Raw genomic sequence first — 24884 nt, forward strand, 5'->3', positions numbered from 1 at the left:
GCCAAGTCTGCACGACACCGGCGGCCGCACCGCCACCTGCCCCGCAACCGGCGCTCATCCGTGATCTCCGCACGTCGGCGGGAGGCGAGAGGCCCCTCTCGCCTCCGGTGACGCGGAGGTGAGATGCGTCCGGATCCACTGTCGGGGGCTATACATCCGCTACGCGCGTAGATATGCTCGTCTGGTGACCATGCCCACCTCTGCACCCACAGCACACGCTCTCGCCGACGTCGCCGCGTCCGACAGCACGCTGCGCCGCTTCCTGCACGGGCTGCCCGGCGTCGACGCGGTCGGCCTGGAGGCGCGCGCCGCGTCTCTCGGCACCCGTTCCATCAAGACCACCGCGAAGGCGTACGCCATCGACCTCGCCATCTCGATGGTCGACCTGACGACGCTGGAAGGCGCGGACACCCCGGGCAAGGTCCGGGCGCTCGGCGCCAAGGCGGTCCACCCCGACCCCACGGACCGCACGACGCCCACCACGGCGGCCGTGTGCGTCTACCCCGACATGGTGGCCGTCGCCAAGGAGGCCGTCGCCGGCTCCGGCGTGAAGGTCGCCTCGGTGGCCACCGCCTTCCCGGCCGGCCGTGCCGCCCTCGAAGTGAAGCTGGCCGACGTGCGCGACGCCGTCGCCGCCGGCGCCGACGAGGTCGACATGGTCATCGACCGGGGCGCGTTCCTCGCCGGCAAGTACCTGAAGGTGTACGACGAGATCGTCGCCGTGAAGGAGGCCTGCGGTCAGTCCGCCCGGCTGAAGGTCATCTTCGAGACCGGCGAGCTGTCGACGTACGACAACATCCGCCGCGCCTCCTGGCTCGGCATGCTGGCGGGCGCCGACTTCATCAAGACCTCCACCGGCAAGGTCGCGGTCAACGCCACCCCCGCCAACACGCTGCTGATGCTGGAGGCGGTGCGCGACTTCCGCGCCCAGACCGGGGTGCAGGTGGGCGTGAAGCCCGCCGGCGGCATCCGGACCAGCAAGGACGCCATCAAGTTCCTGGTCCTGGTGAACGAGACCGTGGGCGAGGACTGGCTGGACAACCACTGGTTCCGCTTCGGCGCCTCCTCGCTGCTGAACGACCTGCTGATGCAGCGCCAGAAGCTGGCCACCGGCCGCTACTCCGGCCCCGACTACGTGACGGTGGACTGATCATCATGGCTTCCGTATTCGAGTACGCACCGGCGCCCGAGTCCCGTTCGGTCGTCGACATCGCCCCTTCCTACGGCCTGTTCATCGACGGCGAGTTCGTCGAGGCGGCCGACGGCAAGGTCTTCAAGACCGTCAGCCCGTCGACGGAGGAGGTCCTCTCCGAGGTCGCGCAGGCCGGTGCCGAGGACGTCGACCGCGCCGTCAAGGCCGCCCGCAAGGCATTCGAGAAGTGGTCGGCGCTGCCCGGTTCCGAGCGCGCCAAGTACCTGTTCCGCATCGCCCGGATCATCCAGGAGCGCAGCCGTGAGCTGGCCGTCCTGGAGACGCTGGACAACGGCAAGCCGATCAGGGAGACCCGCGACGCGGACCTCCCCCTGGTCGCCGCGCACTTCTTCTACTACGCGGGCTGGGCCGACAAGCTCGACCACGCGGGCTTCGGCGCGAACCCGCGGCCGCTCGGCGTCGCGGGCCAGGTCATCCCCTGGAACTTCCCGCTGCTGATGCTGGCGTGGAAGATCGCCCCGGCGCTCGCCACCGGCAACACGGTCGTCCTGAAGCCGGCGGAGACCACCCCGCTGTCCGCCCTGTTCTTCGCGGACATCTGCCGCCAGGCCGGCCTGCCCAAGGGCGTCGTGAACATCCTTCCCGGCTACGGCGACACGGGCGCCGCGCTCGTCGCGCACCCGGACGTGAACAAGGTGGCCTTCACCGGCTCCACGGCCGTGGGCAAGGAGATCGCGCGGACCGTCGCGGGCACCCGCAAGAAGCTCACCCTGGAGCTGGGCGGCAAGGGCGCCAACATCGTCTTCGACGACGCCCCGATCGACCAGGCCGTCGAGGGCATCGTCACCGGCATCTTCTTCAACCAGGGCCAGGTCTGCTGCGCGGGCAGCCGCCTGCTGGTGCAGGAGTCGATCCAGGAGGAGCTGCTGGACTCGCTGAAGCGCCGGCTGTCCACCCTGAGGCTGGGCGACCCGCTGGACAAGAACACCGACATCGGCGCGATCAACTCCGCCGAGCAGCTCGCCCGGATCACCGCACTCGCCGAGCAGGGCGAGGCAGAGGGCGCCGAGCGCTGGTCCCCGGCCTGCGAACTGCCCGCCTCCGGCTACTGGTTCGCCCCGACGCTCTTCACGAACGTCACCCAGGCGCACACCATCGCCCGCGACGAGATCTTCGGCCCGGTGCTGTCGGTCCTCACCTTCCGCACCCCGGACGAGGCGGTCGCCAAGGCGAACAACACCCAGTACGGCCTGTCGGCGGGCATCTGGACCGAGAAGGGCTCCCGGATCCTGGCGGTCGCGAACAAGCTGCGCGCCGGTGTCGTCTGGTCCAACACGTTCAACAAGTTCGACCCGACCTCGCCGTTCGGCGGTTACAAGGAGTCGGGCTTCGGCCGCGAGGGCGGCCGCCACGGCCTGGAGGCTTACCTCGATGTCTGACCGTCTGAGCGTCTTCAAGACCTACAAGCTGTACGTCGGCGGGAAGTTCCCGCGTTCCGAGAGCGGCCGGGTGTACGAGGTGACGGACTCGAAGGGCAACTGGCTGGCCAACGCGCCGCAGTCGAGCCGTAAGGACGCGCGGGACGCGGTCGTGGCCGCGCGCAAGGCGTTCGGCGGCTGGTCCGGTGCGACGGCGTACAACCGCGGCCAGGTCCTCTACCGCGTCGCGGAGATGCTGGAGGGGCGGCGCGAGCAGTTCGTGCGCGAGGTGGCCGACGCCGAGGGCCTGTCCAAGTCGAAGGCGGCGGGCGTCGTGGACGCGACCGTCGACCGCTGGGTCTGGTACGCCGGCTGGACCGACAAGATCGCCCAGGTGACCGGCGGCGCCAACCCGGTCGCAGGCCCCTTCTTCAACCTCTCCTCCCCCGAGCCGACGGGTGTGGTCGCCGTACTGGCCCCGCAGGAGTCGTCGTTCCTCGGGCTGGTGTCCGTGGTCGCCCCGGTGATCGCGACGGGCAACACCGCCGTCGTGGTGGCGAGCGAGAAGGCACCGCTGCCGGCCCTGTCCCTGGCCGAGGTGCTGGCCACCTCCGACGTCCCCGGTGGCGTGGTCAACGTCCTGTCCGGCCGCACCGCCGAGATCGCGGCCCCGCTGGCCGCGCACCAGGACGTCAACGCGATCGACCTCGCGGGTGCGGACGAGGAACTGGCCGAGGAGCTGGAGATCGCCGCGGCCGACAACCTCAAGCGCGTTCTGCGTCCACAGGCTGTGGATTACTTCGAGACGCCGGGCATCGAGCGGATGACGGCGTTCCTGGAGACGAAGACGGTGTGGCATCCGACGGGGTCGCTGGGCGCCGGCGGCTCGTCTTACTGACGGGGTCCGGGCGGGGAACTGCGTGTTTCGCCGACTGCGGGTCGTCCGCGGTCGATCGCGCAGTTCCCCGCGCCCCTTTGGTCTTCCCTTCCGGGGCGTCTCAGTGACCCAGTGCTCCCAGTGCCTGGCCCACCACCGGTACCGCCCGCAGTGACTCGGCCTCCGCCACCGGAGCCGTCAGCATCTGGGAGCCCACCGGCTTGAAGTCGGCCACCTGGGTGCCCACCCCGTTGTTCAGGGGGTCGACCCCCGTGCCCGCCAGCGGGTTGGGCTTGAGGCCTGCCACCGGGCCCGTGACATAGCGGACCGCGCCACTGGTGGCGGCCAGGCCGGCCTGGGGGTCGATCCTGCCGAGGGAGGTCGGGCGCCACGGCACGTCCAGGACCGGGGCGGTGTCCGCGTGGGCCGTCGCCGCGCCGGCGCCCAGGGCCGCTCCGGCGGTCGCCAGGGCGATCAGGGCGCGCTGCGCGACGGGGTGCTGGGAAGAGGTGTCTCGGGCCATCGCCGGGTGCCGCCTTCTGGTGCGCAGGGTAATGCTGTCGGCACGTAGGGTAGTTGAGGCGGGAGTCACGCTCAAAAGCCGACCCGCGGGCTCGGCAGGCGGCTCCCCATACGACAAACTGGTGTTCCGTGAGCCTTCATCCCCCGTCTCCCGCCCGTGTCGTGCTGCTGTGCGGCCCCTCGGGCTCGGGCAAGTCCCTCGTCGCCGCCCGTGCCGGGCTTCCCGTCCTGCGTCTGGACGACTTCTACAAGGAGGCCGGCGACCCGACTCTGCCCCTGGTGGAGAGGAGTTCGGACATCGACTGGGACCACCCGGGGTCGTGGGACGCGGACGTCGCGGTCGAGGCCATCGCCCGGCTGTGCGCGACAGGTTCGACGCCGGTGCCGGTGTACGACATCGCGCTGAGCGCCCGTACCGGCGAGAAGACGCTGCACATCGGCCGTACCCCGGTGTTCATCGCGGAGGGCGTCTTCGCCGCGGAGATCGTCGAGCGCTGCCGGGAGCGGGGCGTGCTGGCGGACGCGCTGTGTCTGACCCGCGGGCCGGTCGTCACCTTCCGCCGGCGGTTCCTGCGGGACCTGAAGGAGGGCCGCAAGTCGGTGCCGTTCCTGCTGCGCCGGGGCTGGCGGCTGATGCGCGCGGAGCGGTCCATCGTCGCCCGTCAGGTGTCGCTGGGCGCCCATCCCTGCGATCGCGACGAGGCGCTGGGACGGCTGGCCGCGGCGGCGGGGCGGCATATAGACGCGAAGAGCACCGCAACCATTCATTGAGGCACCACGACGGCGAGCAACCACGTCCGCGAGAGCGGCGCCGGCTTAGGCGCAAAAAGCGAAACGGGACTGGATGGGTCCCCCCGACCCTCCAGTCCCGCCCCTTGCTCCCCCGTGTTTCCCCCGTACCCCCCGTTTCCCCCTCGGGTCACTCCCCAGTGACCCCTGGCCTTCAGGCGACGAGCTCGCCGAAGGCGTTCTCCTCGTCACGGCCGAAGCTGAGGACCTCGTCCTCGCGCAGCCGGCGGAGCGACCGCCAGATGCTGGACTTCACCGTGCCGACGCTGATGCCGAGGATGTCCGCGATCTCCGGGTCCGTGCGGCCCTCGTAGTAGCGCAGGACCAGCATGGTGCGCTGGAGCTCGGGCAGCCGGGCCAGCGCCTGCCACAGGACCGCGCGCAGTTCGGTGCCGCGCATCGCGTCCGTGTCGGAGGCCGTCTCCGGCAGTTCCTCGGTCGGGTACTCGTTCAGCTTGCGGCGGCGCCACGCGCTGATGTGCAGGTTCGTCATGGTGCGGCGGAGGTAGCCCCCGACCGCGGCCTTGTCGCTGATCCGGTCCCACGCCTTGTACGTCGAGAACAGCGCGCTCTGCAGCAGGTCCTCGGCCTCGAAGCGGTCCCCGGTCAGGTGGTACGCGGTGGCGTACAGGGAGGCGCGGCGCTCCTGGACGTAGGCGGTGAACTCCGCCTCCGTCAGGGAACGGCGCTGCTCCCCCGAGTCCTCCCTGTACGCGCTTCCCCCGTGTGCCTCCCCCGTGTGCGCGTCAACCACCGTCATGAACCCGGCGTGCTGACGCCCGGTGCCGCGAGCGCACCCCCGCCCGCTCACTGCACCGGACTTCTCGGATCCCCGGTGCACATCGTGCAGACGCGTGACCACTGCGCTGGTGCTGATGCTGTGCAGCGTGTTCATCTCGCGCTCCCCGTCGTGTACTTCCGGTGATTCGGTCCTGCCGGGCCGGCTGCGGCTCCCCCGTCCGGCCCGTGCCCAAAAGACTGCCGGGGCGACTTCATCGCCGTGTCCGCCGACTGTCACAGACCTGTCACAGGGGTTCCGGCCCCCGGCCTCGTCACAGGAGGTGCACAGAGGGTGGCGGTAGGAAGGCCCGGCGCCCGCGGGTCGTACGACGGCCCGTCCATGGGCCAGAATGAGCCCGTGCCTTCCCTGTTGCTGATCGAGGACGACGACGCCATCCGCACGGCCCTGGAGCTCTCCCTGACGCGCCAGGGCCACCGGGTGGCGACCGCTGCCAGCGGAGAGGACGGTCTGAAGCTGCTGCGCGAGCAGCGGCCCGACCTCATCGTGCTGGACGTGATGCTGCCCGGCATCGACGGTTTCGAGGTGTGCCGGCGCATCCGGCGCACCGACCAGCTGCCGATCATCCTGCTGACCGCGCGCAGTGACGACATCGACGTGGTGGTCGGGCTGGAGTCCGGCGCCGACGACTATGTGGTCAAGCCGGTGCAGGGCCGGGTGCTGGACGCCCGGATCCGGGCCGTGCTGCGGCGCGGGGAGCGCGAGTCCAGCGACTCGGCGACGTTCGGCAGCCTCGTCATCGACCGGTCGGCGATGACCGTGACGAAGAACGGCGAGGATCTGCAGCTGACCCCGACCGAGCTGCGGCTGCTGCTGGAGCTGAGCCGGCGGCCCGGTCAGGCGCTGTCCCGGCAGCAGCTGCTGCGGCTGGTGTGGGAGCACGACTATCTCGGTGACTCGCGCCTGGTGGACGCCTGTGTGCAGCGGCTGCGCGCCAAGGTGGAGGACGTGCCGTCGTCCCCGACCCTGATCCGTACCGTCCGTGGTGTCGGCTACCGCCTGGACGCGCCTCAGTGACCGACACGCAAGGGGGGCTGCGCGGCTGGTCCGCGCGGCGCACGGGAAGTCTGTCGCGGCTGAGGTTCACCAGTCTGCGGCTGCGGCTGGTCGTCGTCTTCGCGCTGGTGGCCCTCACGGCCGCCGTGTCGGCGTCCGGCATCGCCTACTGGCTGAACCGGGAGGCGGTGCTCACCCGCGCCCAGGACGCGGTGCTGCACGACTTCCGGCAGGAGATGCAGAACCGCGCGGGCGCCCTGCCCGCGCACCCCACGCAGGACCAACTCCAGCGTGCGGCGGGCCAGATGGCGGCCGGCAGCCAGCACTTCACCGTGCTCCTGGTCGGCCAGGACGCCGACGGCAGGCCGGTGTACGGCAACTCGGGCGGGATCAACGGCTTCTCGCTTCAGGACGTGCCCAGGTCGCTGCGCGCCGCGGTGAACAAGCAGCAGAAGGTCACCGACGGCAACAAGGACCCGTACCACCTGTACTGGCAGCGGGTGGTGGACCACGGCACGCCGTATCTGGTGGCCGGCACGCGCGTGATCGGCGGCGGCCCGACCGGTTACATGGCGAAGTCGCTGGAGCCGGAGGCGAAGGACCTCAACTCGCTGGCCTGGTCGCTGGGCATCGCCACCGGTCTTGCGCTGATCGGCGCCGCGCTGCTCGCGCAGGCCGCCGCCACGACCGTGCTCAAGCCGGTGCACCGGCTGGGGGTGGCCGCGCGGCGGCTCGGCGAGGGCAGGCTGGACACGCGGCTGCGGGTGTCGGGGACCGACGAACTCGCCGATCTGTCCCGGACGTTCAACAACGCGGCCGAGGCGCTGGAGCAGCGGGTCGCGGAGATGGCCGCGCGGGACGAGGCCTCGCGGCGGTTCGTCGCCGACATGAGCCATGAGCTGCGGACCCCGCTGACCGCCATCACCGCCGTGACGGAGGTGCTGGAGGAGGAGCTGGACTCCGAGGCCGGAGGCATCGACCCGATGATCGAGCCCGCGGTGCGGCTGGTGGTCAGCGAGACCCGGCGGCTGAACGACCTGGTCGAGAACCTGATGGAGGTCACCCGCTTCGACGCGGGCACCGCCCGGCTCGTCCTGGACGACGTCGACCTCGCCGACCAGATCACCGCCTGCATCGACGCCCGCGCCTGGCTGGACGCCGTGGAGCTGGACGCCGAGCGCGGCATCCACGCCCGGCTCGACCCGCGCCGCCTGGACGTCATCCTCGCCAACCTGATCGGCAACGCGCTCAAGCACGGCGGGTCGCCGGTGCGGGTGTCGGTGCGCGTGGCCGACGAGGACCTGGTGATCCAGGTCCTCGACCACGGGCCCGGCATCCCCGAGGACGTCCTGCCACACGTCTTCGACCGCTTCTACAAGGCGAGCGCCTCCCGGCCGCGCTCCGAGGGCAGCGGGCTGGGCCTGTCCATCGCGATGGAGAACGCCCGCATCCACGGCGGCCAGCTCACCGCCGCCAACTCGCCCGACGGCGGCGCGGTGTTCACCCTGCGGCTGCCACGCGACGCCTCCCGGCTGACGGAAGAGGCCGACGGGACGGCGAAGAACGACGCGCCCGACAGCGACCGCAGTCCCGGAAAGGAGGGGTCATGACCGTACGACGCCCGGCCGCACGACGCCTGCTGGCGCTGCCCCTCCTGGGCCTGCTGCTCACCGGCTGCGGCATCCGCGCCACCCAGGTGCCGACCGACTTCGGGGCGGCGCCGTCCCGGGTGCCGTGCTCGCTGGCCGGGCCCGACCTGGCCACGCAGTCCGCGCAGGGCGTGCCCGTGCAGGTCTTCCTGCTGTGCGGGGCGTCGCTGGTGGCCGTCGACCGGACGGTCCGCGTCCCGGTGGGCACCCCGGACGCGCGCCGCCGGGTGATCGTGGCCCAGGGCCTGCTGGACCAGCTCGCCGCGTCCCCGTCCGCGGCCGAGCGCTCGGCGGGCTATACGACGTACGTGCCGGGCGGTGTGACGGTGCGCGGCCCCGGCCCGGGGGAGCCCGAGGACGCCCTGCACCTGAGCACGGCCCCGTCCCGGCTCTCCTCCTACGCCCTGGCCCAGCTGGTGTGCACCCTGTCCGACTCGGCCGCCACGGAAGGCGACGGCTCGGTCATCCTGGGCGGTCCCGGCACCGGCCCCCTGCGCCGCTACGCGTGCACGGACGACGTCCGCGACCGTCCGGGCAACACGGCGCCGCCGTCCAGCGAGGTCGAGGGCGGGTAGCGGCTCGGGGCACGGCCGCGCACCCGGAAAGCGCCGGTGCGGAACCGATGGTGTCCGGTGGTGCGTCTAGGGGTTCGTGCAGCGTCAAGGCTCCATCGGCGGCAGCGCCGCGATCCGTGTCCGGGTGACAGGGGGTGTCCTCCTCGTCGCCCACCTCGCCCTCGTCGCCTGGCTGATGCTGCGGCCGCTGGACGTGCCCTGGGTGGCGCCCGCCAACGTGCACCCCCTCGCCGGCATACGCGCCGACCTGGCCCTGGGCTGGCCGCGGGCCGCAAGACCCCTCGGCGAGGGCCTGGCCCTGCTCGCCCCGCTGGGCGTACTGCTGCCGATGGCCCACGGCAGGCTCGACGTCTCCCCGCTCGGCTCCCTGATCCGTACGACCGCTTCGGGCGCCCTGGTCTCCACCGGCATCGCCCTGCTGCAGACGGGTGTGCCCGGCAGGGTGGTGGACGTCGACTCGCTGCTGCTGAACACCGTGGGCGTCGCCCTCGCGCACCTGGCCGTCATACCGGCGGGGCGCGCCCGGCTGCGCCGCCGGGAGGTGCGGCCGGGCGGCCCGGCAAAGGCGTCCGTCACCGTGCCGGAGGAGCTGCCTCAGGGTCGTACCCCGACGATTCCCAGGGTCGGGATCGCCCCTTAGAGCGACGCTTCGCCCGCTTCGTCTCCGTACCGTGGAAGACAGTTGGAAGACAGTCGAGGGGCGCCACCGGGGCGCCCCGGCCCCGGCTCCCGAGCGAGCCGACGACCACGGAGGAGACGCCATGTCCGCCCTTGCCCGCCCCACCCACGGCCGCATGATCGGCGGCGTCTGTGCCGCGCTGGCACGGCGCTTCGGCACCTCCGCGACGACGATGCGGGTGATCTTCCTGCTGTCCTGCCTGCTGCCGGGCCCGCAGTTCCTGGTCTACATAGCGCTGTGGATCCTGCTGCCGTCCGAGGACAAGGCGCGCACCGCCTGGTGAGGGTCGCGCGTGAACGCCGCTGGGGCGCCCCGGACTGCTTCGGGGCGCCCCAGCGGCGCGTCGTACGGCCGTACGGCCGGCGGTGTCAGCCGAGCGGGAGCCCGTTCACCGGCACACCGTGCGTGGGCAGGCCGGTGTTGTGCAGCGGCAGTCCGCCGAGCAGCCCGGCGACCGGCGCGGTCGGGCCCTTGGCGAGCACGTTCTCGACGGCCGGCTGCGCGGCGGCCAGCCCGGAGCCCACGGCGCCCTGCCCCTGGGCGAGGGCCTCGGTGGCGCCCGGGACCGCCCTGGAGACGTTCTCGGCCGGCAGCGTCCGGGCGACGCCGCCCAGGGCCTGCGTGGCCTGGCCGGCGTCCGGGACGGCCGGGGCCGCGTTGGCCGCGCCCGCGCCGACGGCGGCGAAGGCGGCGCCGAGGGCGGCGACACCGAGGGTCTTGGCAGCAGACTGCTTCATGGTGAATGCGTCCTTGAACTTGAATGCGGAGACGGAGATCACAAACGATCCGAGCGGTCCACGACCGTAAACATGCCGACCCGCCCCCCGCAAACACCGAAATGCGGACGCCTTGTGAAAGCGCGTCCGCATTCCGGGTCCGGATCCGAGGCGCCTTCAGCCCTTCGGACCGGCAGAACCGCTGGTCGAGGCCGTCTGCTGGAACAGCCATTCGGATTTCAGTTCTGCATATCCGGGCTTGATGACGTCATTGATCATCGCGAGTCGTTCATCGAAAGGAATGAACGCTGATTTCATCGCATTGACGGAGAACCACTGCATGTCGTCGAGCGTGTAACCGAACGCTTCGACGAGATGCTCGAATTCCCGGCTCATGGTCGTGTGCGACATCAGCCGGTTGTCGGTGTTCACGGTGGCCCGGAAGTGCAGTCGGCGCAGCAGCCCGATGGGGTGCTCGGCGTAGGAGGGCGCCGCCCCCGTCTGCAGGTTGGAGCTGGGGCACAGCTCCAGCGGGATCCGCTTGTCGCGGACGTACGACGCGAGCCGCCCGAGCGAGACGGAGCCGTCCTTATGGACCTCGATGTCGTCGATGATCCGCACCCCGTGCCCCAGCCGGTCGGCGCCGCACCACTGCAGCGCCTGCCAGATGGACGGCAGCCCGAAGGCCTCGCCGGCGTGGATGGTGAAGTGGTTGTTCTCGCGCTTGAGGTACTCGAAGGCGTCCAGGTGCCGGGTGGGCGGATGGCCGGCCTCGGCGCCGGCGATGTCGAAGCCGACGACGCCCGAGTCCCGGTAGCGGTTGGCGAGTTCGGCGATCTCCAGGGAGCGGGCCGCGTGCCGCATGGCGGTGAGCAGGGCGCCCACGCGGATCCGGTGCCCGTTCTCCCGGGCCAGCCGCTCGCCCTGCCGGAAACCCTCGTTGACGGCCTCGACGACCTCTTCGAGGCTGAGCCCCTCGTCGAGGTGCTGCTCGGGGGCGTAGCGCTCCTCGGCGTAGACGACCCCGTCCTCGGCGAGGTCCTCGGCGCACTCGCGGGCGACCCGGACGAGCGCGTCCCGGGTCTGCATCACGCCGACGGTGTGCCGGAAGGTCTCCAGATACCGTTCCAGCGAGCCGGAGTCGGCGGCCTCGCGGAACCAGATGCCCAGTTTCTCGGGGTCCGTCTCCGGCAGGCCGGAGTAGCCGGTCGCCTGGGCGAGTTCGACGACGGTGCCCGGGCGGAGCCCGCCGTCGAGGTGGTCGTGCAGCAGAACCTTGGGCGCCCGGCGGATCTGGTCCGGCGTCGGCACGTGCGCCGGGACGGTCGCCGGCTGGGTCCCGGTCGGTGCGGTCTGGCTCGTCATCTCCGCACTGTAACGCCTACGCGCGTAGAGGACGGGGTGAACGCGGCAGCTCTTTCACAGCGCTTTTCCGGCGCTTTCCCGTCGATACGCAACGGTGACCGCGAGTACGGGTTTCGTACACCGCCTCTTCTGACACTGTTCTGTCATGGGACAGCAAGCGACGCCGGTCCGAACGGCCGGGCTGGGGAAGGCAGTCGGACCGGTGCCGACGGCGGTGAGCGGAGCGGTGCTGCTGCTCCCCGGCGGCGAGGAGGTCTCCGCCCGCAGGCCGTCCCCCGTGCGGGCGGCGCTCGCCCTGCGCTCCCTGGCCCGCAGGCTCGCCCGCGCGGGCCGGAGGGAGGGGCTGGCCGTCCATCCCGTCCACTACCGGTACCGGGGCTGGAACGGCAGCGAGGCGAATCCGGCCGCGGACGCCGAGTGGGCGGCCGACGAGGTCGTACGGCGCTACGGCGACGTCCCCGTGTGCCTGGTCGGGGTGGACATGGGCGGCCGGGCGGCGCTGCGGGCCGGCGGGCACGAGGCCGTCAACTCGGTGGTGGCGATCGCCCCCTGGCTGCCGGAGGAGGACGTGGCCGCGCCCGCCGAGCCGGTCAGACAGCTCGCGGGGCGGCGGGTGCTGATCGTGCACGGCACGAACGACCAGCGGACCGATCCCGAGCTGTCGTTCCGGTTCGCCGCGCGGGCGAAGAAGGCGAACCGGGAGGTGTGCCGGTTCGAAGTGCACTCCGACGGACACGGGTTGCACGGACACCGGGACGAGGTCGCCTGTCTGGCCGTCGACTTCATGATGGGGGCGTTGTTCGGGCACCCCGTGTCCCGGCCCGTCGAGGACGCGCTGGCGGCTCCGCCGCCGATCGGTCTGCGGATGCCGCTTGCTGCGGGGTTCGGGAAGTCGTTGAAGCGGTAGGGCCGGGGGCGCCTTTGCTCACGTCGGGAGCAGGTTGCCCCTTCGCGAGAGCAGGAACTTCTTGAAGGCCGCCACCGGTGGGGTGTCCGGGCGGTCGGCGAGCCAGGCGACGCCGATCTCGCGGACCGCCCTGGGGGACGTCACGGTGAGTTCCACGACCCCCGGCCGGGGGACCGTCGGCGGGGGCAGGAGGGCGACTCCCAGGCCCGCCGCGACCAGACCCCTCAGGGTTTCCGCCTCCTCTCCCTCGAAGGCGACCTTGGGGCGGAAACCGGCCTCGCGGCACAGGGAGTCGAAGATGCGGCGCAGGCCGTAGCCGGGTTCCAGGGTGACGAAGGTTTCCTCGGCCGCCTCGGCCAGGCGGACGCGGCGCCGGGCGGCCAGCCGGTGGTCGGCGGGCACGACCAGGCGGAGTTTCTGCTCGTCCAGGCGGCGGGCGACCAGGTCCGGGGCGTCCGGGACCGGGGAGGTCAGGCAGAGGTCCAGTTCCCCCGCCCGCAGCCGCTCCAGCATCGCCTCGCCGTAGTTCTGGACCAGGCTGAAGCGGACGCGCGGGTGGTCCTCGCGGAAGGCGTGCAGCAGGCCGGGGACCGTCTCGGCGCCCATGGTGTGCAGGAAGCCGAAGGCGACCTTGCCGGTGGCCGGGTCGGCGTCGGCGCGCACCTCCTCGGCGGCCCGCTCGATCTCGGCGAGGGCGCGTTCGACGGAGGCGAGGAAGGTGCGGCCGGCCGGGGTCAGGGAGACCGTGCGGCCGTGCCGGGCGAACAGGTCGACGCCCAGGTCCTGCTCCAGGCGGGCCATCGCGCGCGAGAGGGTGGACTGCGGGACGTTCATCTCCAGGGCGGCCCGGGTGACGTGCTCGGTGCGGGCCACGCCGGCGAAGTACGCGAGGCGCGGCGCCAGCACCCGTGCCATCCGGGACATGTCTTCTGTGTCACTGTTCGGTGACAGGCGAGTCTGTGAGCTTCGCTGATGCGCCATGGGAACGATTATGGCGATTCCATGCATTGGACGGATCAGACGGGCCGTACCTACGGTCGTGTCATGACTCCCGCCAGTACCGGGGCGTCCACCACCGTGGGCGCCGTCACGTCCGTCACCGCCGCCGATCCCGTCGCCGACTCCCGTATGACTCCGGGCGGGCCCGGTTACCGCCGGATGAGCCTCGCCCTCTTCCTCGCCGGAGTCGCGACCTTCGCCCTGCTGTACTCCACGCAGGCCCTGCTGCCGCTGATCTCCGGTGAGTTCGGGGTCGCGGCGAGCGAGGCGAGCTGGACCGTGGCGGCCGCCACCGGCGGGCTCGCCCTGTTCGTGCTGCCGATGAGCGCCCTGTCGGAGCGCTTCGGCCGCCGTACGGTGATGACGGCCTCGCTGGCCGTCGCGGTGGGCGTCGGGCTGCTGGTGCCGTTCGCGCCGTCCCTCGGCGTGCTGGTGGTGCTGCGGGCGGTGCAGGGCGCGGCGCTGGCCGGGCTGCCCGCCTCGGCGCAGGCCTATCTGGCCGAGGAGGTGCGGCCGAAGGCGCTGGTGACGGCGATCGGCCTGTTCGTCGCGGGCAACAGCGTCGGCGGCATGAGCGGCCGGGTGATCACCGGCTGGGTGGCCCAGGAGTGGGGCTGGCGGGTCGCGGTCGGCGTGATCGGTGCCGTCGCGGTGGCCTGCGCGGTCGCCTTCCGGCTGCTGCTGCCGGCGCCGCGGCACTTCACGGCGGGCTCACTGCGGCCCCGCGTGCTGCTCGGCACCGTGCGCGACCACCTCGCCAACCCGCTGCTGCGGCGGCTGTACGCGATCGGCGCGCTGTTCATGACGGTGTTCGGCGGTGTGTACACGGTGATCGGCTACCGGCTGACCGGTGCGCCGTTCGGTCTGCCGCAGGGCGTCATCGGCTCGATCTTCCTGGTCTACCTGGTGGGCACGGTGTCGGCGTCCACGGCGGGCCGGCTGGTGGGCCGGCTCGGCCGCCGGGGCGCGCTGTACCTGGCGGGCGGTACGACGGCGGCGGGCCTGCTGCTGTCCCTGGCCCCCTCGCTGCCGCTGGTCCTGCTGGGCCTGGTGCTGATCACGGCGGGCTTCTTCGCGGGCCACGCGGTGGCGTCGTCGGCGGTCAGCAAGACGGCCACCCGCGGCCGCGCGCAGGCCTCGGCGCTGTACCAGTCCATGTACTACGTCGGCTCCAGCGTCGGCAGCACGGTCGGCGCGACGGCGTTCCACGCGGCGGGCTGGGCCGGCACGGTGGGCGTCGGCCTGCTGGCGGTCGTGGGGGTCGTGACGATCACGGTGCTCGGCTCGGTGGCGGCCCGGCGCACGGTCGCAGCGCACGCGCACTGAGCCGCGCCCCACCCCTCACCTGCACGTTTCCCGACTCGGGGGGCCATTGTCAGTGCCCTGCGGTAGCTTCCAAGTGCTGGGGCGCAAAGAGGCGCCGCAGGGACGGCCACAGGGGTGGGTGGACGATGGGAAACGGGACGGCGACGGCGGACCTCGACGTCGCACTGGAGAAGCACCGGACCGAGCTGACCGGTTACTGCTACCGGATGCTCGGCTCCTCCTTCGAGGCCGAGGACGCGGTGCAGGACACCCTGGTGCGGGCCTGGCGGAGCTACGGCACCTTCGAGGGCCGCTCCAGCCTCCGCTCGTGGCTGTACCGGATCGCGACGAACGTGTGCCTGGACATGCTGACGGCGGGCAACAAGCGGGCGCGGCCGATGGACCTGACCGAGTCGACCCCGCTCGCCCAGGCGGCGCTGGCCCCCCGCCCGGACAACACCTGGCTGGAGCCGGTGCCGGACGCGCGGGTGCTGCCGACGGTCGACGACCCCGCGGAGGCGGCCGTGGCGAAGGAGTCGATCCGGCTGGCGTTCATGGCGGCGCTGCAGCAACTGCCGCCCAAGCAGCGGGCGGTGCTGATCCTGCGCGAGGTGCTGGCGTGGAAGGCGAGCGAGGTCGCCGAGCTGCTGGGCACCTCGGTCGCCTCGGTCAACAGCGCGCTGCAGCGGGCGCGGGCCACGCTCGCCGAGCGCGACCCGGGCCCCCAGGGCGCGGTGTCCGACCCGCTCGACGAGGAGCAGCGGAAACTCCTCGAGCGCTATGTCCAGGCCTTCGAGGGGTACGACATGACGGCGCTGACGGCGCTGCTGCACGAGGACGCCGTCATGACGATGCCGCCGTTCGACCTGTGGCTGCGCGGCCCGGCCGACATCACCGGTTTCATGACCACCCTGGGCGCCTCCTGCGCCGGCTCCCGGCTGCTGCCGGTGCAGGTCAACGGCCTGCCGGGGTTCGCGCACTACAAGCCGGACCCGGAGCAGGGCGGCTTCAGCCCCTGGGCCGTACAGGTGCTGGAGCTGTCAGACGGCCGGATCACCGGTTTCCACTGCTTCCTCGACACCAAGCGCTGGTTCCCGCTGTTCGAGCTGCCGCTCCATCTGGAAGCGGAGTCCGACGAGGTCGAGAAGGGCGGGTAGGGCGGGGTCGGGGTCCCGCAGCCGGATCCGCCCGCCGGCCCGGCGGGCGGCCAGCTCCAGCCGGGCCAGCAGGTCCACGACGGCCAGTCCCGGTGGCCCGAGCCCGCCCACGTCGCACACGACGACCCGGCTCCCGCCGCCGGCGAGCAGCAGCCGCACCCGCTCGCACAGCCCCGCCACCTCCTCCCGGGTGACAGGGCCGGCCAGCACGAGCACGGCGGGTTCCTCGGCGTTCACGTGCGGTAGACCGGCGGGCCGGGCGGAACTCATCGGCGCCGCCGGGGCCTTCGGGCGCGTGCCCGGTCAGGCGATGCGTTCCAGGACCACCGGGGAGGGGGTGAAGCCGGTGCCGGGGGCCGCGATGTCGTAGGAGCCCTCCACCGCCTCCAGGGCGTACGCGAAGCGCTCCGGGGTGTCGGTGTGCAGCGTCAGCAGGGGCTGGCCCTCGGTCACCGTGTCGCCCGGCTTGGCGTGCATCTCGACGCCCGCGGCGGCCTGCACCGGGTCCTCCTTGCGGGCGCGGCCGGCGCCCAGGCGCCAGGCGGCGATGCCGATGCCGTAGGCGTCCAGGCGGGTCAGCACGCCCGAGGAGGGAGCCTTGATCACGTGCTGTTCCTTCGAGGTGGGCAGCGGCGCGTCCGGGTCGCCGTCCTGCGCCGCGATCATCCGGCGCCAGACGTCCATCGCCGAGCCGTCGGCCAGCGCCTTCACGGGGTCGGCGTCCTTCAGCCCGGCCGCGTCCAGCATTTCGCGGGCCAGGGCGAGCGTCAGTTCCACCACGTCCGCCGGGCCGCCGCCCGCCAGGACCTCCACCGACTCGCGGACCTCCAGGGCGTTGCCCGCCGTCAGGCCGAGCGGGGTCGACATGTCGGTGAGCAGGGCCACCGTCTTCACGCCGTGGTCGGTGCCCAGGCCGACCATCGTGCTGGCCAGTTCGCGGGCGTCGTCCAGGGTCTTCATGAAGGCGCCGCTGCCCACCTTCACGTCCAGCACCAGCGAGCCCGTGCCCTCGGCGATCTTCTTCGACATGATCGAGGAGGCGATGAGCGGGATCGCCTCGACGGTGCCCGTCACGTCCCGCAGCGCGTACAGCTTCTTGTCCGCCGGGGCCAGGCCGTCACCCGCCGCGCAGATCACCGCGCCGGTGCCCTCCAGCACGGACAGCATCTCCTCGTTGGAGAGCAGCGCCCGCCAGCCGGGGATCGACTCCAGCTTGTCCAGCGTGCCGCCGGTGTGGCCGAGGCCCCGGCCCGAGAGCTGCGGGACGGCGGCGCCGCACGCGGCCACGAGCGGCGCCAGGGGCAGCGTGATCTTGTCGCCGACGCCGCCGGTGGAGTGCTTGTCGGCCGTCGGGCGGGACAGCGAGGAGAAGTCCATGCGCTCGCCGGAGGCGATCATGGCCGCCGTCCAGCGGGCGATCTCACGGCGGTTCATGCCGTTGAGCAGGATCGCCATGGCGAGCGCGGACATCTGCTCGTCGGCGACCTCGCCGCGGGTGTACGCGTCGATGACCCAGTCGATCTGCTCGTCGGTCAGCTCGCCGCGGTCCCGCTTGGTGCGGATCACGGAGATGGCGTCCATGGCCATGGCGGGTGTGGTTCCTTCCGGGAGGTGCGAAGTGCGCGGCCCCCCTGCGAGCGGGGCAGGGGGGCCGTACGGGAGTTACGAGGAGAGGTGTCCGGGCCCGAAGGCCTGCGGCAGCATCTCCGACAGGGGCAGGACGCCCTGGGGGGTGTCCAGCAGGAGGTCCGGGCCGCCGAACTCGTACAGCAGCTGGCGGCAGCGGCCGCACGGGACGAGCAGGCCGCCGGTGCCGTCCACGCAGGTGAAGTGCGTGAGCCGGCCGCCGCCGGTGCGCTGCAGGTCGGAGACCAGGCCGCACTCGGCGCACAGCCCGATGCCGTAGGAGGCGTTCTCCACGTTGCAGCCGGTGACGGTGCGGCCGTCGTCGACCCGGGCCGCCACGCCGACCGGGAAGCCGGAGTAGGGGGCGTACGCGTGGGACATCGCCTCGCGCGCCACCGCCCGCAGCGCCTCCCAGTCGAAGTCGGCCGTGTCCCGGGTCATTTGCCCTGGCCCTTCCGGTAGCGCATGCCGTCCGCCTTCGGCATCCGCAGGCGCTGCGCCGACAGGGACAGCACCAGCAGGGTGACGACGTACGGGGTGGCGCCCACGAAGTCGCTCGGGACCTCGTCGGTGACCAGGTACCAGACCAGCACCAGCGCGGCGACCAGGAGGCTGATTCCGCCCTGCCACAGGGTCTTGCGGTACAGCTTCCAGCCGGCCAGGGCCACCAGCAGGACGACCAGCAGGAGCAGCAGGGCGTGCACGGTCGTGCCGCCGTTGCGCAGCTGGAGGGCGTCGGAGTAGCCGAACAGGCCCGCGCCCATGGCCAGGCCGCCCGGACGCCAGTTGCCGAAGATCATCGCCGCGAGGCCGATGTAGCCGCGGCCGCCGGTCTGGCCCTCGAGGTAGGTGTGCGAGGTGACCAGCGCCAGGAAGGCGCCGCCGAGCCCGGCGAGGCCGCCGGAGACGGCGACGGCCGCGTACTTGTACGTGTAGACGTTGACGCCGAGCGACTCGGCGGCGACCGGGTTCTCGCCGCAGGACCGCAGCCGCAGACCGAACGGGGTGCGCCACAGCAGCCACCAGCTGCCGACGAAGAGCACCGCGGCCAGGATCGTGATCACCGACAGGTTGGTGATCAGACCGCCGATGATGCCGGCGAGGTCGGAGACCAGGAACCAGTGGTGCTTCTCGACCGAGGCGAGGCCGTCGGACAGGCCGGGCACGGTGACCTGCGGCAGCGAGTCCACGGGCGGGGACTGCTTGGGGTTGCCGCCCGCGGTGGCCGCGCTGCCGCCCGCGAAGAACAGCTTGGCGAGGTACTGGGTGGCGCCGAGCGCGAGCAGGTTGATCGCGACACCGGAGACGATGTGGTCGACGCCGAAGGTGACGGTGGCGACGGCGTGCACGAGGCCGCCGAGGACACCGAAGCCGATGCCGCACAGCAGGCCGAGCCAGGGGCTGGACTGCCAGCCGACCCAGCCGGCGCCGAAGGTGCCGAGGATCATCATGCCCTCGAGGCCGATGTTGACCACGCCGGAACGCTCGGACCACAGACCGGCGAGGCCGGCGAGGCCGATCGGCACGGCGAGGCCGAGCGCGGCGCTGACCTGGCCGGCGGAGTCGAGCTGGTTGGAGCCGGTGATCAGGCGGACCGCGGCCAGGAGCAGCAGCGCACCCGCGACGAGCAGGAGGATCTGGCCGAAGGAGCGGCCCGAGCGCTGCGGCGCGCCCGCCGCCTTGGGCGCCGCGGGCGGCGGCGCGTCGGTCATCGTGGCAGTCATCACGCCACCTCCTGCTTCTTCGTCGGGGCGGCGGCCTGGGCCGCGAGTTCGGCGCCGACCTTCTGCTGCTGGCGCTTGAGGCCGTAGCGCCGTACGACCTCGTAGGCGATCACGACGCACAGGACGATCACGCCCTGGATGACGCCGAGGATCTCCTTGTCGTAGCCCTGGAACTCCAGGTGGTTGGTGGTGCGCTCCAAGAAGCCCCACAGCAGGGCGCCGAGCGCGATGCCGATCGGGTGGTTGCGGCCGAGCAGGGCGATGGCGATGCCGGTGAAGCCGATGCCGACCGGGAAGTCGTTGCTGAACGCGTAGGAGTCGTTGAGCAGGGTCGGCATGCCGATGAGACCGGCCACCGCACCCGAGATGATCATGCTGGTGGCGACCATCTTCTTCACCGACACACCGCTCGCGGAGGCCGCGCTCTCGGACTGGCCGACCGTGCGCAGGTCGAAGCCGAAGCGGGTGCGGCCGAGCACGAACCAGTACGCGATGCCGACGATCGCGGCGATGAAGATGAAGCCCCACAGCTCGCCGGCCGGGCCGGTGTTGATGGTGAAGAAGTGCGACGCCGACGGCAGCGGCTTGGTGGACACGACGGTGCCGCCCTGTTCCAGCTGGGCCAGTTTCCCGGGCTGCAGCAGATAGGCGATGATCGCGGTGGCGATCGAGTTCAGCATGATGGTCGAGATGACCTCGCTGACGCCCCGGGTCACCTTCAGGACGCCGGCGATGGCCGCCCACACGGCGCCGGTCGCCATGGCGCACAGCAGGATCAGGATGATGGACAGCCAGCCGGGCGTGGTCAGCGCGCCGCCGAGGACGGCGGCGAAGAACGCGGCGAGCCGGTACTGGCCGTCGACACCGATGTTGAACAGGTTCATCCGGAAGCCGATGGCCACCGAGACGCCCGCGAGGTAGTAGGTGGTCGCCTTGTTCAGGATGTAGACCTGGCTGTCGCTGGCGAAGCCGTAGGTCACCATGTCGCTGAACGCGTCGCCGGGGTTCTTGCCGGTCGCGAGGATCACCAGGGCGGTGACGACGAGCGCGGCGACGACCGCCAGCACCGGCGCGGCGAGGCCGAGGAGCAGCCGCTCCTTGTCGATCCGTGAGGTCAGCTTGTTCATCGCTCGTCGTCCTCTGTGTGCTCCAGGTGGCCGGTGGCCGCACCCGTCATGGCGGAGCCCAGCTCTTCGGGGGTGATGGTGGCGGGGTCGGCGTCGGCGACCAGGCGGCCGCGGTACATCACCCGCAGGGTGTCGGAGAGCCCGATCAGCTCGTCCAGGTCCGCGGAGATCAGCAGCACGGCCAGGCCCTCGCGGCGGGCCTCGCGGATGTGGTCCCAGATGGCCGCCTGGGCGCCGACGTCCACGCCCCGGGTGGGGTGGGCGGCGATGAGCAGCTTGGGGGCGTGGCTCATCTCGCGGCCGACGATCAGCTTCTGCTGGTTGCCGCCGGACAGCGAGGCCGCGGTCACGTCGATGCCGGGGGTGCGGACGTCGTACGCCCGCACGATCCGCTCGGTGTCGGAGCGGGCCGCCTTGATGTCGAGGAGCTGTCCGCGCGCGTTGGGCTTCTCGGTGACGTGCCCGAGGATGCGGTTCTCCCACAGCGGGGCTTCCAGCAGCAGGCCGTGGCGGTGGCGGTCCTCGGGGATGTAGCCGATGCCGGCCTCGCGGCGGTCGCGGGTGGCGGCGTGGGAGATGTCGGCGCCGTCGAGGGTGACGACGCCGGCGTCCGGCCGGCGCATGCCCATGATCGCCTCGACCAGCTCGGACTGGCCGTTGCCCTCCACACCGGCGATGCCGAGGACCTCGCCACGGTGGATGGTGAAGGAGATCTGGTCCAGGATGATCCGCTCGATGCCCTCGAGGTCGGTCTGCGCCAGGTGCAGCCCGTCGACCTCGAGCACGGGGACGTCCGTGACGGTGGACTCCTCGGTCTCCGGGGTGGGCAGTTCGCTGCCGACCATCAGCTCGGCGAGCTGCTTGGGGGTGGTGCCCTGGGGCGAGACCGTGCCCACGGTCGTGCCGCGCCGGATGACGGTGATCTCGTCGGCGACCGACAGCACCTCGCCCAGCTTGTGGGAGATGAAGATGACGGTGAGGCCCTCGGACTTCAGCTCGCGCAGGTTGTCGAAGAGCGCGTCCACCTCCTGCGGCACGAGCACGGCGGTCGGCTCGTCGAGGATGAGGGTCTTGGCGCCGCGGTAGAGGACCTTGAGGATCTCCACGCGCTGGCGGTCGGCGACGCCCAGCTCCTCCACCAGCACGTCCGGGCGGACGTTCAGGCCGTACGCGTCGGAGATCTCCTTGATCTTCGCGCGGGCCCTGTTCCCGATGCCGTACAGCTTCTCCGCGCCGAGGACGACGTTCTCCAGCACGGTGAGGTTGTCGGCGAGCATGAAGTGCTGGTGCACCATGCCGATGCCGCGGGCGATGGCGTCGCCGGGGTTGTGGAAGACGACCTGTTCGCCGCCCACGGTGATGGTGCCCTCGTCCGGCTGCTGCATGCCGTAGAGGATCTTCATGAGGGTGGACTTGCCGGCGCCGTTCTCACCGCACAGGGCGTGGACGGTGCCCGTGCGGACCGTGATGTCGATGTCGCGGTTGGCGACGACGCCGGGGAAGCGCTTGGTGATGCCGCGCAGTTCGACGGCAGCGGGAGGGCTGGACGCGTTGATGGCGCACTCTCCTCGGGGAAAGGGGCTGCGGGGGGAGGTGGCGGGCGTCGGCGACGCTAGCGCGGCAACTCCGCGCTACACGCGTAGAGTTGACACATTGTTATGGCTCGGCGGGGGGCTGGAGGAAGCCGCCCCCGCGCCGAGCCTCAGGTCCGGCGGCGCGGCCGGACCGCCTGGTCGGCGGCCGGTCGCACCGGTCGGGTCACGGGGTCGTCTTGACCTTGATCTGGCCGTCGACGATCTTCTTCTTCGCGGCGTCCAGCTTGGGCTGGATGTCGTTGATGAAGCCGCCGCTGGTGGCCAGCGAGACGCCGTTCTTGGCGAGCGAGTAGATGTTGTTGCCGGTCAGCGGCTTGCCGTCGTGGACGGACTTGATGAAGTCGTACACGCCGACGTCGACGTTCTTGACCATGGAGGTCAGGATCGCGTTCTTGTACTTGGCCAGACCCGGGATGTTGTACTGGTCCGAGTCCACGCCGATGGCCCAGGCGCCCTTGGTGCCGCTGACGGCCTCGATCGCGCCGTTGCCGGAGGAGCCGGCCGCCGTGTAGACGACGTCGGCGCCGTTGTCGAGCATGCCCTGCGCCGCCTCCTTGCCCTTGTCGGGGCTGGAGAAACCGGACAGGTCGGTGCCGTGGCTCAGGTACTGGACGTCGACCTTGACCTTCGGGTTGGTGTCGTGGACGCCCTGGACGTAACCCGCCTCGAACTTCTTGATCAGCGGGGTGTCGACACCGCCGACGAAGCCGACGTGGTTCTTCTTGGTCTTCAGCGCGGCGGCGACACCGGCGAGGTAGGAGCCCTGCTCCTCGGTGAAGGTGATGCTGTCGGCGTTCTTCGCGTTCACGACCGAGTCGACGATGCCGAAGCTGGTCTTCGGGTACTGCTTCGCGATCTTGTCGACGGCCGAGGCGTAGGAGAAACCGACCGCCACGATCGGGTTGTAGCCGGCCTGGGCCAGGTCCGACAGCCGCTGCTCGCGGTCGGCCTCGGTGTCGGAGGTCTTGGCGGTCAGCTCCTTGATGGAACCGCCGAACTCCTTCTCGGCCTTGTCGGCGCCGCGCGCGGCGGAGTCGTTGAAGGAACGGTCACCACGGCCGCCGACGTCGTAGGCGAGGCCGATCTTGATGCCCTTGCCGCCGCCCGAGGAGGCGGAGGAGGAGCTGTTGTTGTCGGAGGACGTGCTGCCACACGCGGTGGCAGTCAGTGCGAGGGCTGCGGTGGCGGCACACGCAGCGGAGATCTTGGCTACCCGGCGCACGGGAAGGCTCCTTCACCTGACCTGAGCGCCGTGTCGGCGCTTGATGTGAGCACCATGCCAGTGCTCGAGCCGAAACGCCCCGGCGGCGTCGGCTTCGCGGCATCGTAACGCGCGTAGATGTCGCAAAAAACCCCCTCTCGAAGCCGTTATCGATTCGAGGCAAACAGCGTCTGAACTCGCGCTCTCGGCCCGTCGCGCGCCTGTGTTGCGGAGTGTGCACGAATGGCTTACGACCGTGTTGCGCCGCCGACGAAACGACCCCCGGGGCCCGCTCGCGGGCGCTCCGGGGGCGCTTCGGGGACGGCCGGGCCTCAGCCCTGGGCTCCGTTGGGCTCCAGGAAGGCCGCCGCCGTGAACATCTCCACGCCGACCGTGATCGCGTGCTCGTCGGCGTCGAAGTCGCCCTGGTGGAGATCGCGTACGATCCGGTCGCCCGGCCGCCGCACCCCGAGGCGGGCCATGGCGCCGGGCACCTGCTCCAGGTACCAGGAGAAGTCCTCGCCGCCCAGGCTCTGCTCGGTGCTCTCGATGGAGTCCCGGCCGCGGCGGGCGGCCATGGCCCGGCGCAGCAGGTCGGTGGACTCGCGGTCGTTCACGACCGGCGGCACCCCGCGCACGTAGGTGATCTCGGACTTGGCGCGGTGCAGGGTGGCGATCTCGTCGACGGCCGCGTGCACGATGTCGGGGGCCTGCCGCCAGGCCTCCAGGTCCAGGCAGCGCACGGTCCCGGACAGCTCGGCGTGCTGCGGGATCACGTTCGGCGCGTGGCCCGACTCGATCCGGCCCCAGGTGAGGACCAGCCCGGCGCGGGTGTCGATACGGCGGGCGATCAGCGCGGGCACGTCGACGGCGACACGGGCGGCGGCGGTGACGAGGTCGGTGGTCAGATGCGGCCGGGCGGTGTGCCCGCCGGGGCCGTCCAGGGCGATCTCCATCCGGTCGCAGGCGCTGGTGATCGCCCCGTGCCGCAGCCCGATCTTCCCGGCGTCGACCCGCGGATCGCAGTGCAAGGCGAGGATCCGCTCCACCCCCTTGAGGGCCCCGTCCTCGATGGCGTCCAGCGCGCCGCCGGGCAGCACCTCCTCGGCAGGCTGGAAGATCAGCCGCACCGGCCGGGGCAGCAGGCCCTTGGCGTGCAGGTCGGCGAGGACCAGCCCGGTGCCGAGCACGACGGTCGTATGCACGTCATGGCCGCAGGCGTGCGCCCGGTCGGGGACGGTCGACCGGTACGGGCAGTCGTTCTTGGTGTCGGGGATGGGCAGGGCGTCGATGTCCGCGCGCAGCGCCAGCAGCGGCAGGGACGACCGCGCGCCCTCCCCCACGCCGATGTCGCACACGAGTCCCGTGCCCTTGGCGAGCACCCGGGGCCTCAGTCCGGCCGCCTCCAGCCGTTCCTTGATCGCGGCGGTCGTACGGAACTCCTGATTGCCCAGCTCGGGGTGCATGTGCAAGTCGCGACGGAAGGCGACGAGCTCGGCGTGCAGGGCTTCGCTCAGCACGCCGGGGAGCACATCCCCCGCGAGGCCGGCCTCGGACTCTAGGGACATCAATTGCTTCACCCTCTGAAGGGTAGGACGCCCGGCTGATCAACTACCCCTCGATCAACAAAAGTTCAGCCCGTTAGGGGAATAAAATCTGATCGGCGGACGCATGGCGGCGGACACTGATGGGTAGAACCCTTCTT

The 24884-nt window shown here is 71.6% G+C and carries 25 protein-coding genes; 12 read left to right on the top strand and 13 right to left on the bottom strand.

The features are described from left to right. Positions 1-190 precede the first annotated feature (190 nt). The 3 genes from deoC to AB0950_RS01825 are packed head-to-tail and all read left to right on the top strand — an operon-like array spanning position 191 to position 3469. Positions 191-1150, top strand: coding sequence for a deoxyribose-phosphate aldolase (gene deoC, locus AB0950_RS01815; RefSeq protein WP_360149798.1), 960 nt, complete (start codon positions 191-193; stop codon positions 1148-1150). 5 nt (positions 1151-1155) lie between these two features. Next, the gene (locus AB0950_RS01820) at positions 1156-2592 is read left to right on the top strand and encodes an aldehyde dehydrogenase family protein (RefSeq protein ID WP_360575533.1); all 1437 of its coding nucleotides are present in this window, start codon (positions 1156-1158) and stop codon (positions 2590-2592) included. Continuing rightward, positions 2585-3469 (top strand): aldehyde dehydrogenase family protein, encoded by an 885-nt coding sequence (locus AB0950_RS01825; protein WP_366777572.1) that lies wholly within the window; start codon positions 2585-2587, stop codon positions 3467-3469. Before AB0950_RS01820 ends, AB0950_RS01825 begins: the two co-directional genes overlap by 8 nt. Before the next feature lie 100 nt (positions 3470-3569). Here AB0950_RS01825 and AB0950_RS01830 read toward each other — a convergent pair whose 3' ends face one another. Next, positions 3570-3971, bottom strand: coding sequence for a hypothetical protein (locus tag AB0950_RS01830; protein WP_360149075.1), 402 nt, complete (start codon positions 3969-3971; stop codon positions 3570-3572). Between the two features lie 161 nt (positions 3972-4132). Here AB0950_RS01830 and AB0950_RS01835 point away from each other — a divergent pair, with 161 nt between their 5' ends. Beyond that, positions 4133-4741, top strand: a complete 609-nt coding sequence (locus AB0950_RS01835; protein ID WP_360149801.1) for a uridine kinase — start codon at positions 4133-4135, stop codon at positions 4739-4741. 172 nt (positions 4742-4913) lie between these two features. Here the strand turns inward: AB0950_RS01835 and AB0950_RS01840 are convergent, their stop codons facing one another. Beyond that, positions 4914-5654, bottom strand: coding sequence for a SigE family RNA polymerase sigma factor (locus AB0950_RS01840; protein WP_360149078.1), 741 nt, complete (start codon positions 5652-5654; stop codon positions 4914-4916). A 243-nt stretch (positions 5655-5897) separates the two neighbouring features. On the opposite strand from AB0950_RS01840, the gene afsQ1 reads away from it, so the two are divergent. From afsQ1 to AB0950_RS01865, 5 genes are all read left to right on the top strand, one after another. Then, a complete protein-coding gene (gene afsQ1 / locus AB0950_RS01845; protein WP_031024517.1) occupies positions 5898-6575 on the top strand; it encodes a two-component system response regulator AfsQ1 in 678 nt (225 codons plus the stop codon). Continuing rightward, the gene (locus tag AB0950_RS01850) at positions 6572-8164 is read left to right on the top strand and encodes a HAMP domain-containing sensor histidine kinase (protein WP_360149081.1); all 1593 of its coding nucleotides are present in this window, start codon (positions 6572-6574) and stop codon (positions 8162-8164) included. Before afsQ1 ends, AB0950_RS01850 begins: the two co-directional genes overlap by 4 nt. Beyond that, complete coding sequence (locus AB0950_RS01855; RefSeq protein ID WP_360149084.1) at positions 8161-8778, top strand: hypothetical protein; 618 nt, start codon at positions 8161-8163, stop codon at positions 8776-8778. Before AB0950_RS01850 ends, AB0950_RS01855 begins: the two co-directional genes overlap by 4 nt. A gap of 76 nt (positions 8779-8854) precedes the next feature. After that, positions 8855-9418 carry a VanZ family protein gene (locus tag AB0950_RS01860; RefSeq protein WP_360149087.1) on the top strand — a complete coding sequence of 188 codons (564 nt, stop codon included), beginning with the start codon at positions 8855-8857 and terminating at the stop codon, positions 9416-9418. 121 nt (positions 9419-9539) lie between these two features. Further along, positions 9540-9740 (top strand): PspC domain-containing protein, encoded by a 201-nt coding sequence (locus AB0950_RS01865; RefSeq protein ID WP_330338165.1) that lies wholly within the window; start codon positions 9540-9542, stop codon positions 9738-9740. 85 nt (positions 9741-9825) lie between these two features. Here the strand turns inward: AB0950_RS01865 and AB0950_RS01870 are convergent, their stop codons facing one another. Then, entirely contained in the window at positions 9826-10194 is a 369-nt protein-coding gene (locus AB0950_RS01870; RefSeq protein ID WP_360149090.1) for an ATP-binding protein, read from the bottom strand. A 156-nt stretch (positions 10195-10350) separates the two neighbouring features. After that, positions 10351-11538, bottom strand: a complete 1188-nt coding sequence (locus AB0950_RS01875; protein ID WP_366777573.1) for an adenosine deaminase — start codon at positions 11536-11538, stop codon at positions 10351-10353. Positions 11539-11683: 145 nt separating this feature from the next. On the opposite strand from AB0950_RS01875, the gene AB0950_RS01880 reads away from it, so the two are divergent. Continuing rightward, positions 11684-12445, top strand: a complete 762-nt coding sequence (locus tag AB0950_RS01880; protein ID WP_360575531.1) for a prolyl oligopeptidase family serine peptidase — start codon at positions 11684-11686, stop codon at positions 12443-12445. An 18-nt stretch (positions 12446-12463) separates the two neighbouring features. On the opposite strand, the gene AB0950_RS01885 is transcribed toward AB0950_RS01880, so the two are convergent. After that, positions 12464-13426: a LysR substrate-binding domain-containing protein gene (locus tag AB0950_RS01885; protein ID WP_366777574.1), complete on the bottom strand. Its 963-nt coding sequence runs from the start codon at positions 13424-13426 to the stop codon at positions 12464-12466. Between the two features lie 63 nt (positions 13427-13489). Here AB0950_RS01885 and AB0950_RS01890 point away from each other — a divergent pair, with 63 nt between their 5' ends. Next, positions 13490-14770: an MFS transporter gene (locus AB0950_RS01890; RefSeq protein WP_360575530.1), complete on the top strand. Its 1281-nt coding sequence runs from the start codon at positions 13490-13492 to the stop codon at positions 14768-14770. Positions 14771-14895: 125 nt separating this feature from the next. Further along, positions 14896-15906: a sigma-70 family RNA polymerase sigma factor gene (locus tag AB0950_RS01895; protein WP_360149105.1), complete on the top strand. Its 1011-nt coding sequence runs from the start codon at positions 14896-14898 to the stop codon at positions 15904-15906. Here AB0950_RS01895 and AB0950_RS01900 read toward each other — a convergent pair. From AB0950_RS01900 to AB0950_RS01935, 8 genes are all read right to left on the bottom strand, one after another. Beyond that, complete coding sequence (locus tag AB0950_RS01900) at positions 15790-16176, bottom strand: STAS domain-containing protein (RefSeq protein WP_360149108.1); 387 nt, start codon at positions 16174-16176, stop codon at positions 15790-15792. The two genes, AB0950_RS01895 and AB0950_RS01900, sit on opposite strands and share 117 nt — an antisense overlap. 33 nt (positions 16177-16209) lie before the next feature. Continuing rightward, positions 16210-17493: a thymidine phosphorylase gene (locus AB0950_RS01905; protein WP_366777575.1), complete on the bottom strand. Its 1284-nt coding sequence runs from the start codon at positions 17491-17493 to the stop codon at positions 16210-16212. A gap of 75 nt (positions 17494-17568) precedes the next feature. Further along, complete coding sequence (locus AB0950_RS01910; RefSeq protein WP_360575528.1) at positions 17569-17973, bottom strand: cytidine deaminase; 405 nt, start codon at positions 17971-17973, stop codon at positions 17569-17571. Continuing rightward, positions 17970-19256 (bottom strand): ABC transporter permease, encoded by a 1287-nt coding sequence (locus AB0950_RS01915; protein ID WP_360149117.1) that lies wholly within the window; start codon positions 19254-19256, stop codon positions 17970-17972. The genes AB0950_RS01910 and AB0950_RS01915 overlap by 4 nt, the downstream gene beginning before the upstream one ends. Beyond that, positions 19256-20383: an ABC transporter permease gene (locus tag AB0950_RS01920; protein WP_360149120.1), complete on the bottom strand. Its 1128-nt coding sequence runs from the start codon at positions 20381-20383 to the stop codon at positions 19256-19258. The genes AB0950_RS01915 and AB0950_RS01920 overlap by 1 nt, the downstream gene beginning before the upstream one ends. Beyond that, positions 20380-21906, bottom strand: coding sequence for an ABC transporter ATP-binding protein (locus AB0950_RS01925; RefSeq protein WP_360149804.1), 1527 nt, complete (start codon positions 21904-21906; stop codon positions 20380-20382). The genes AB0950_RS01920 and AB0950_RS01925 overlap by 4 nt, the downstream gene beginning before the upstream one ends. A gap of 235 nt (positions 21907-22141) precedes the next feature. Beyond that, positions 22142-23200: a BMP family ABC transporter substrate-binding protein gene (locus AB0950_RS01930; protein ID WP_360149123.1), complete on the bottom strand. Its 1059-nt coding sequence runs from the start codon at positions 23198-23200 to the stop codon at positions 22142-22144. Positions 23201-23511: 311 nt separating this feature from the next. Then, on the bottom strand, positions 23512-24747 hold the full coding sequence (locus AB0950_RS01935; protein WP_360149126.1) for a M20 family metallopeptidase: 1236 nt from the start codon (positions 24745-24747) through the stop codon (positions 23512-23514). Positions 24748-24884: the final 137 nt, after the last annotated feature.

It is taken from the genome of Streptomyces sp. NPDC007189 (assembly GCF_040703635.1).
Taxonomy (GTDB): Bacteria; Actinomycetota; Actinomycetes; order Streptomycetales; family Streptomycetaceae; genus Streptomyces.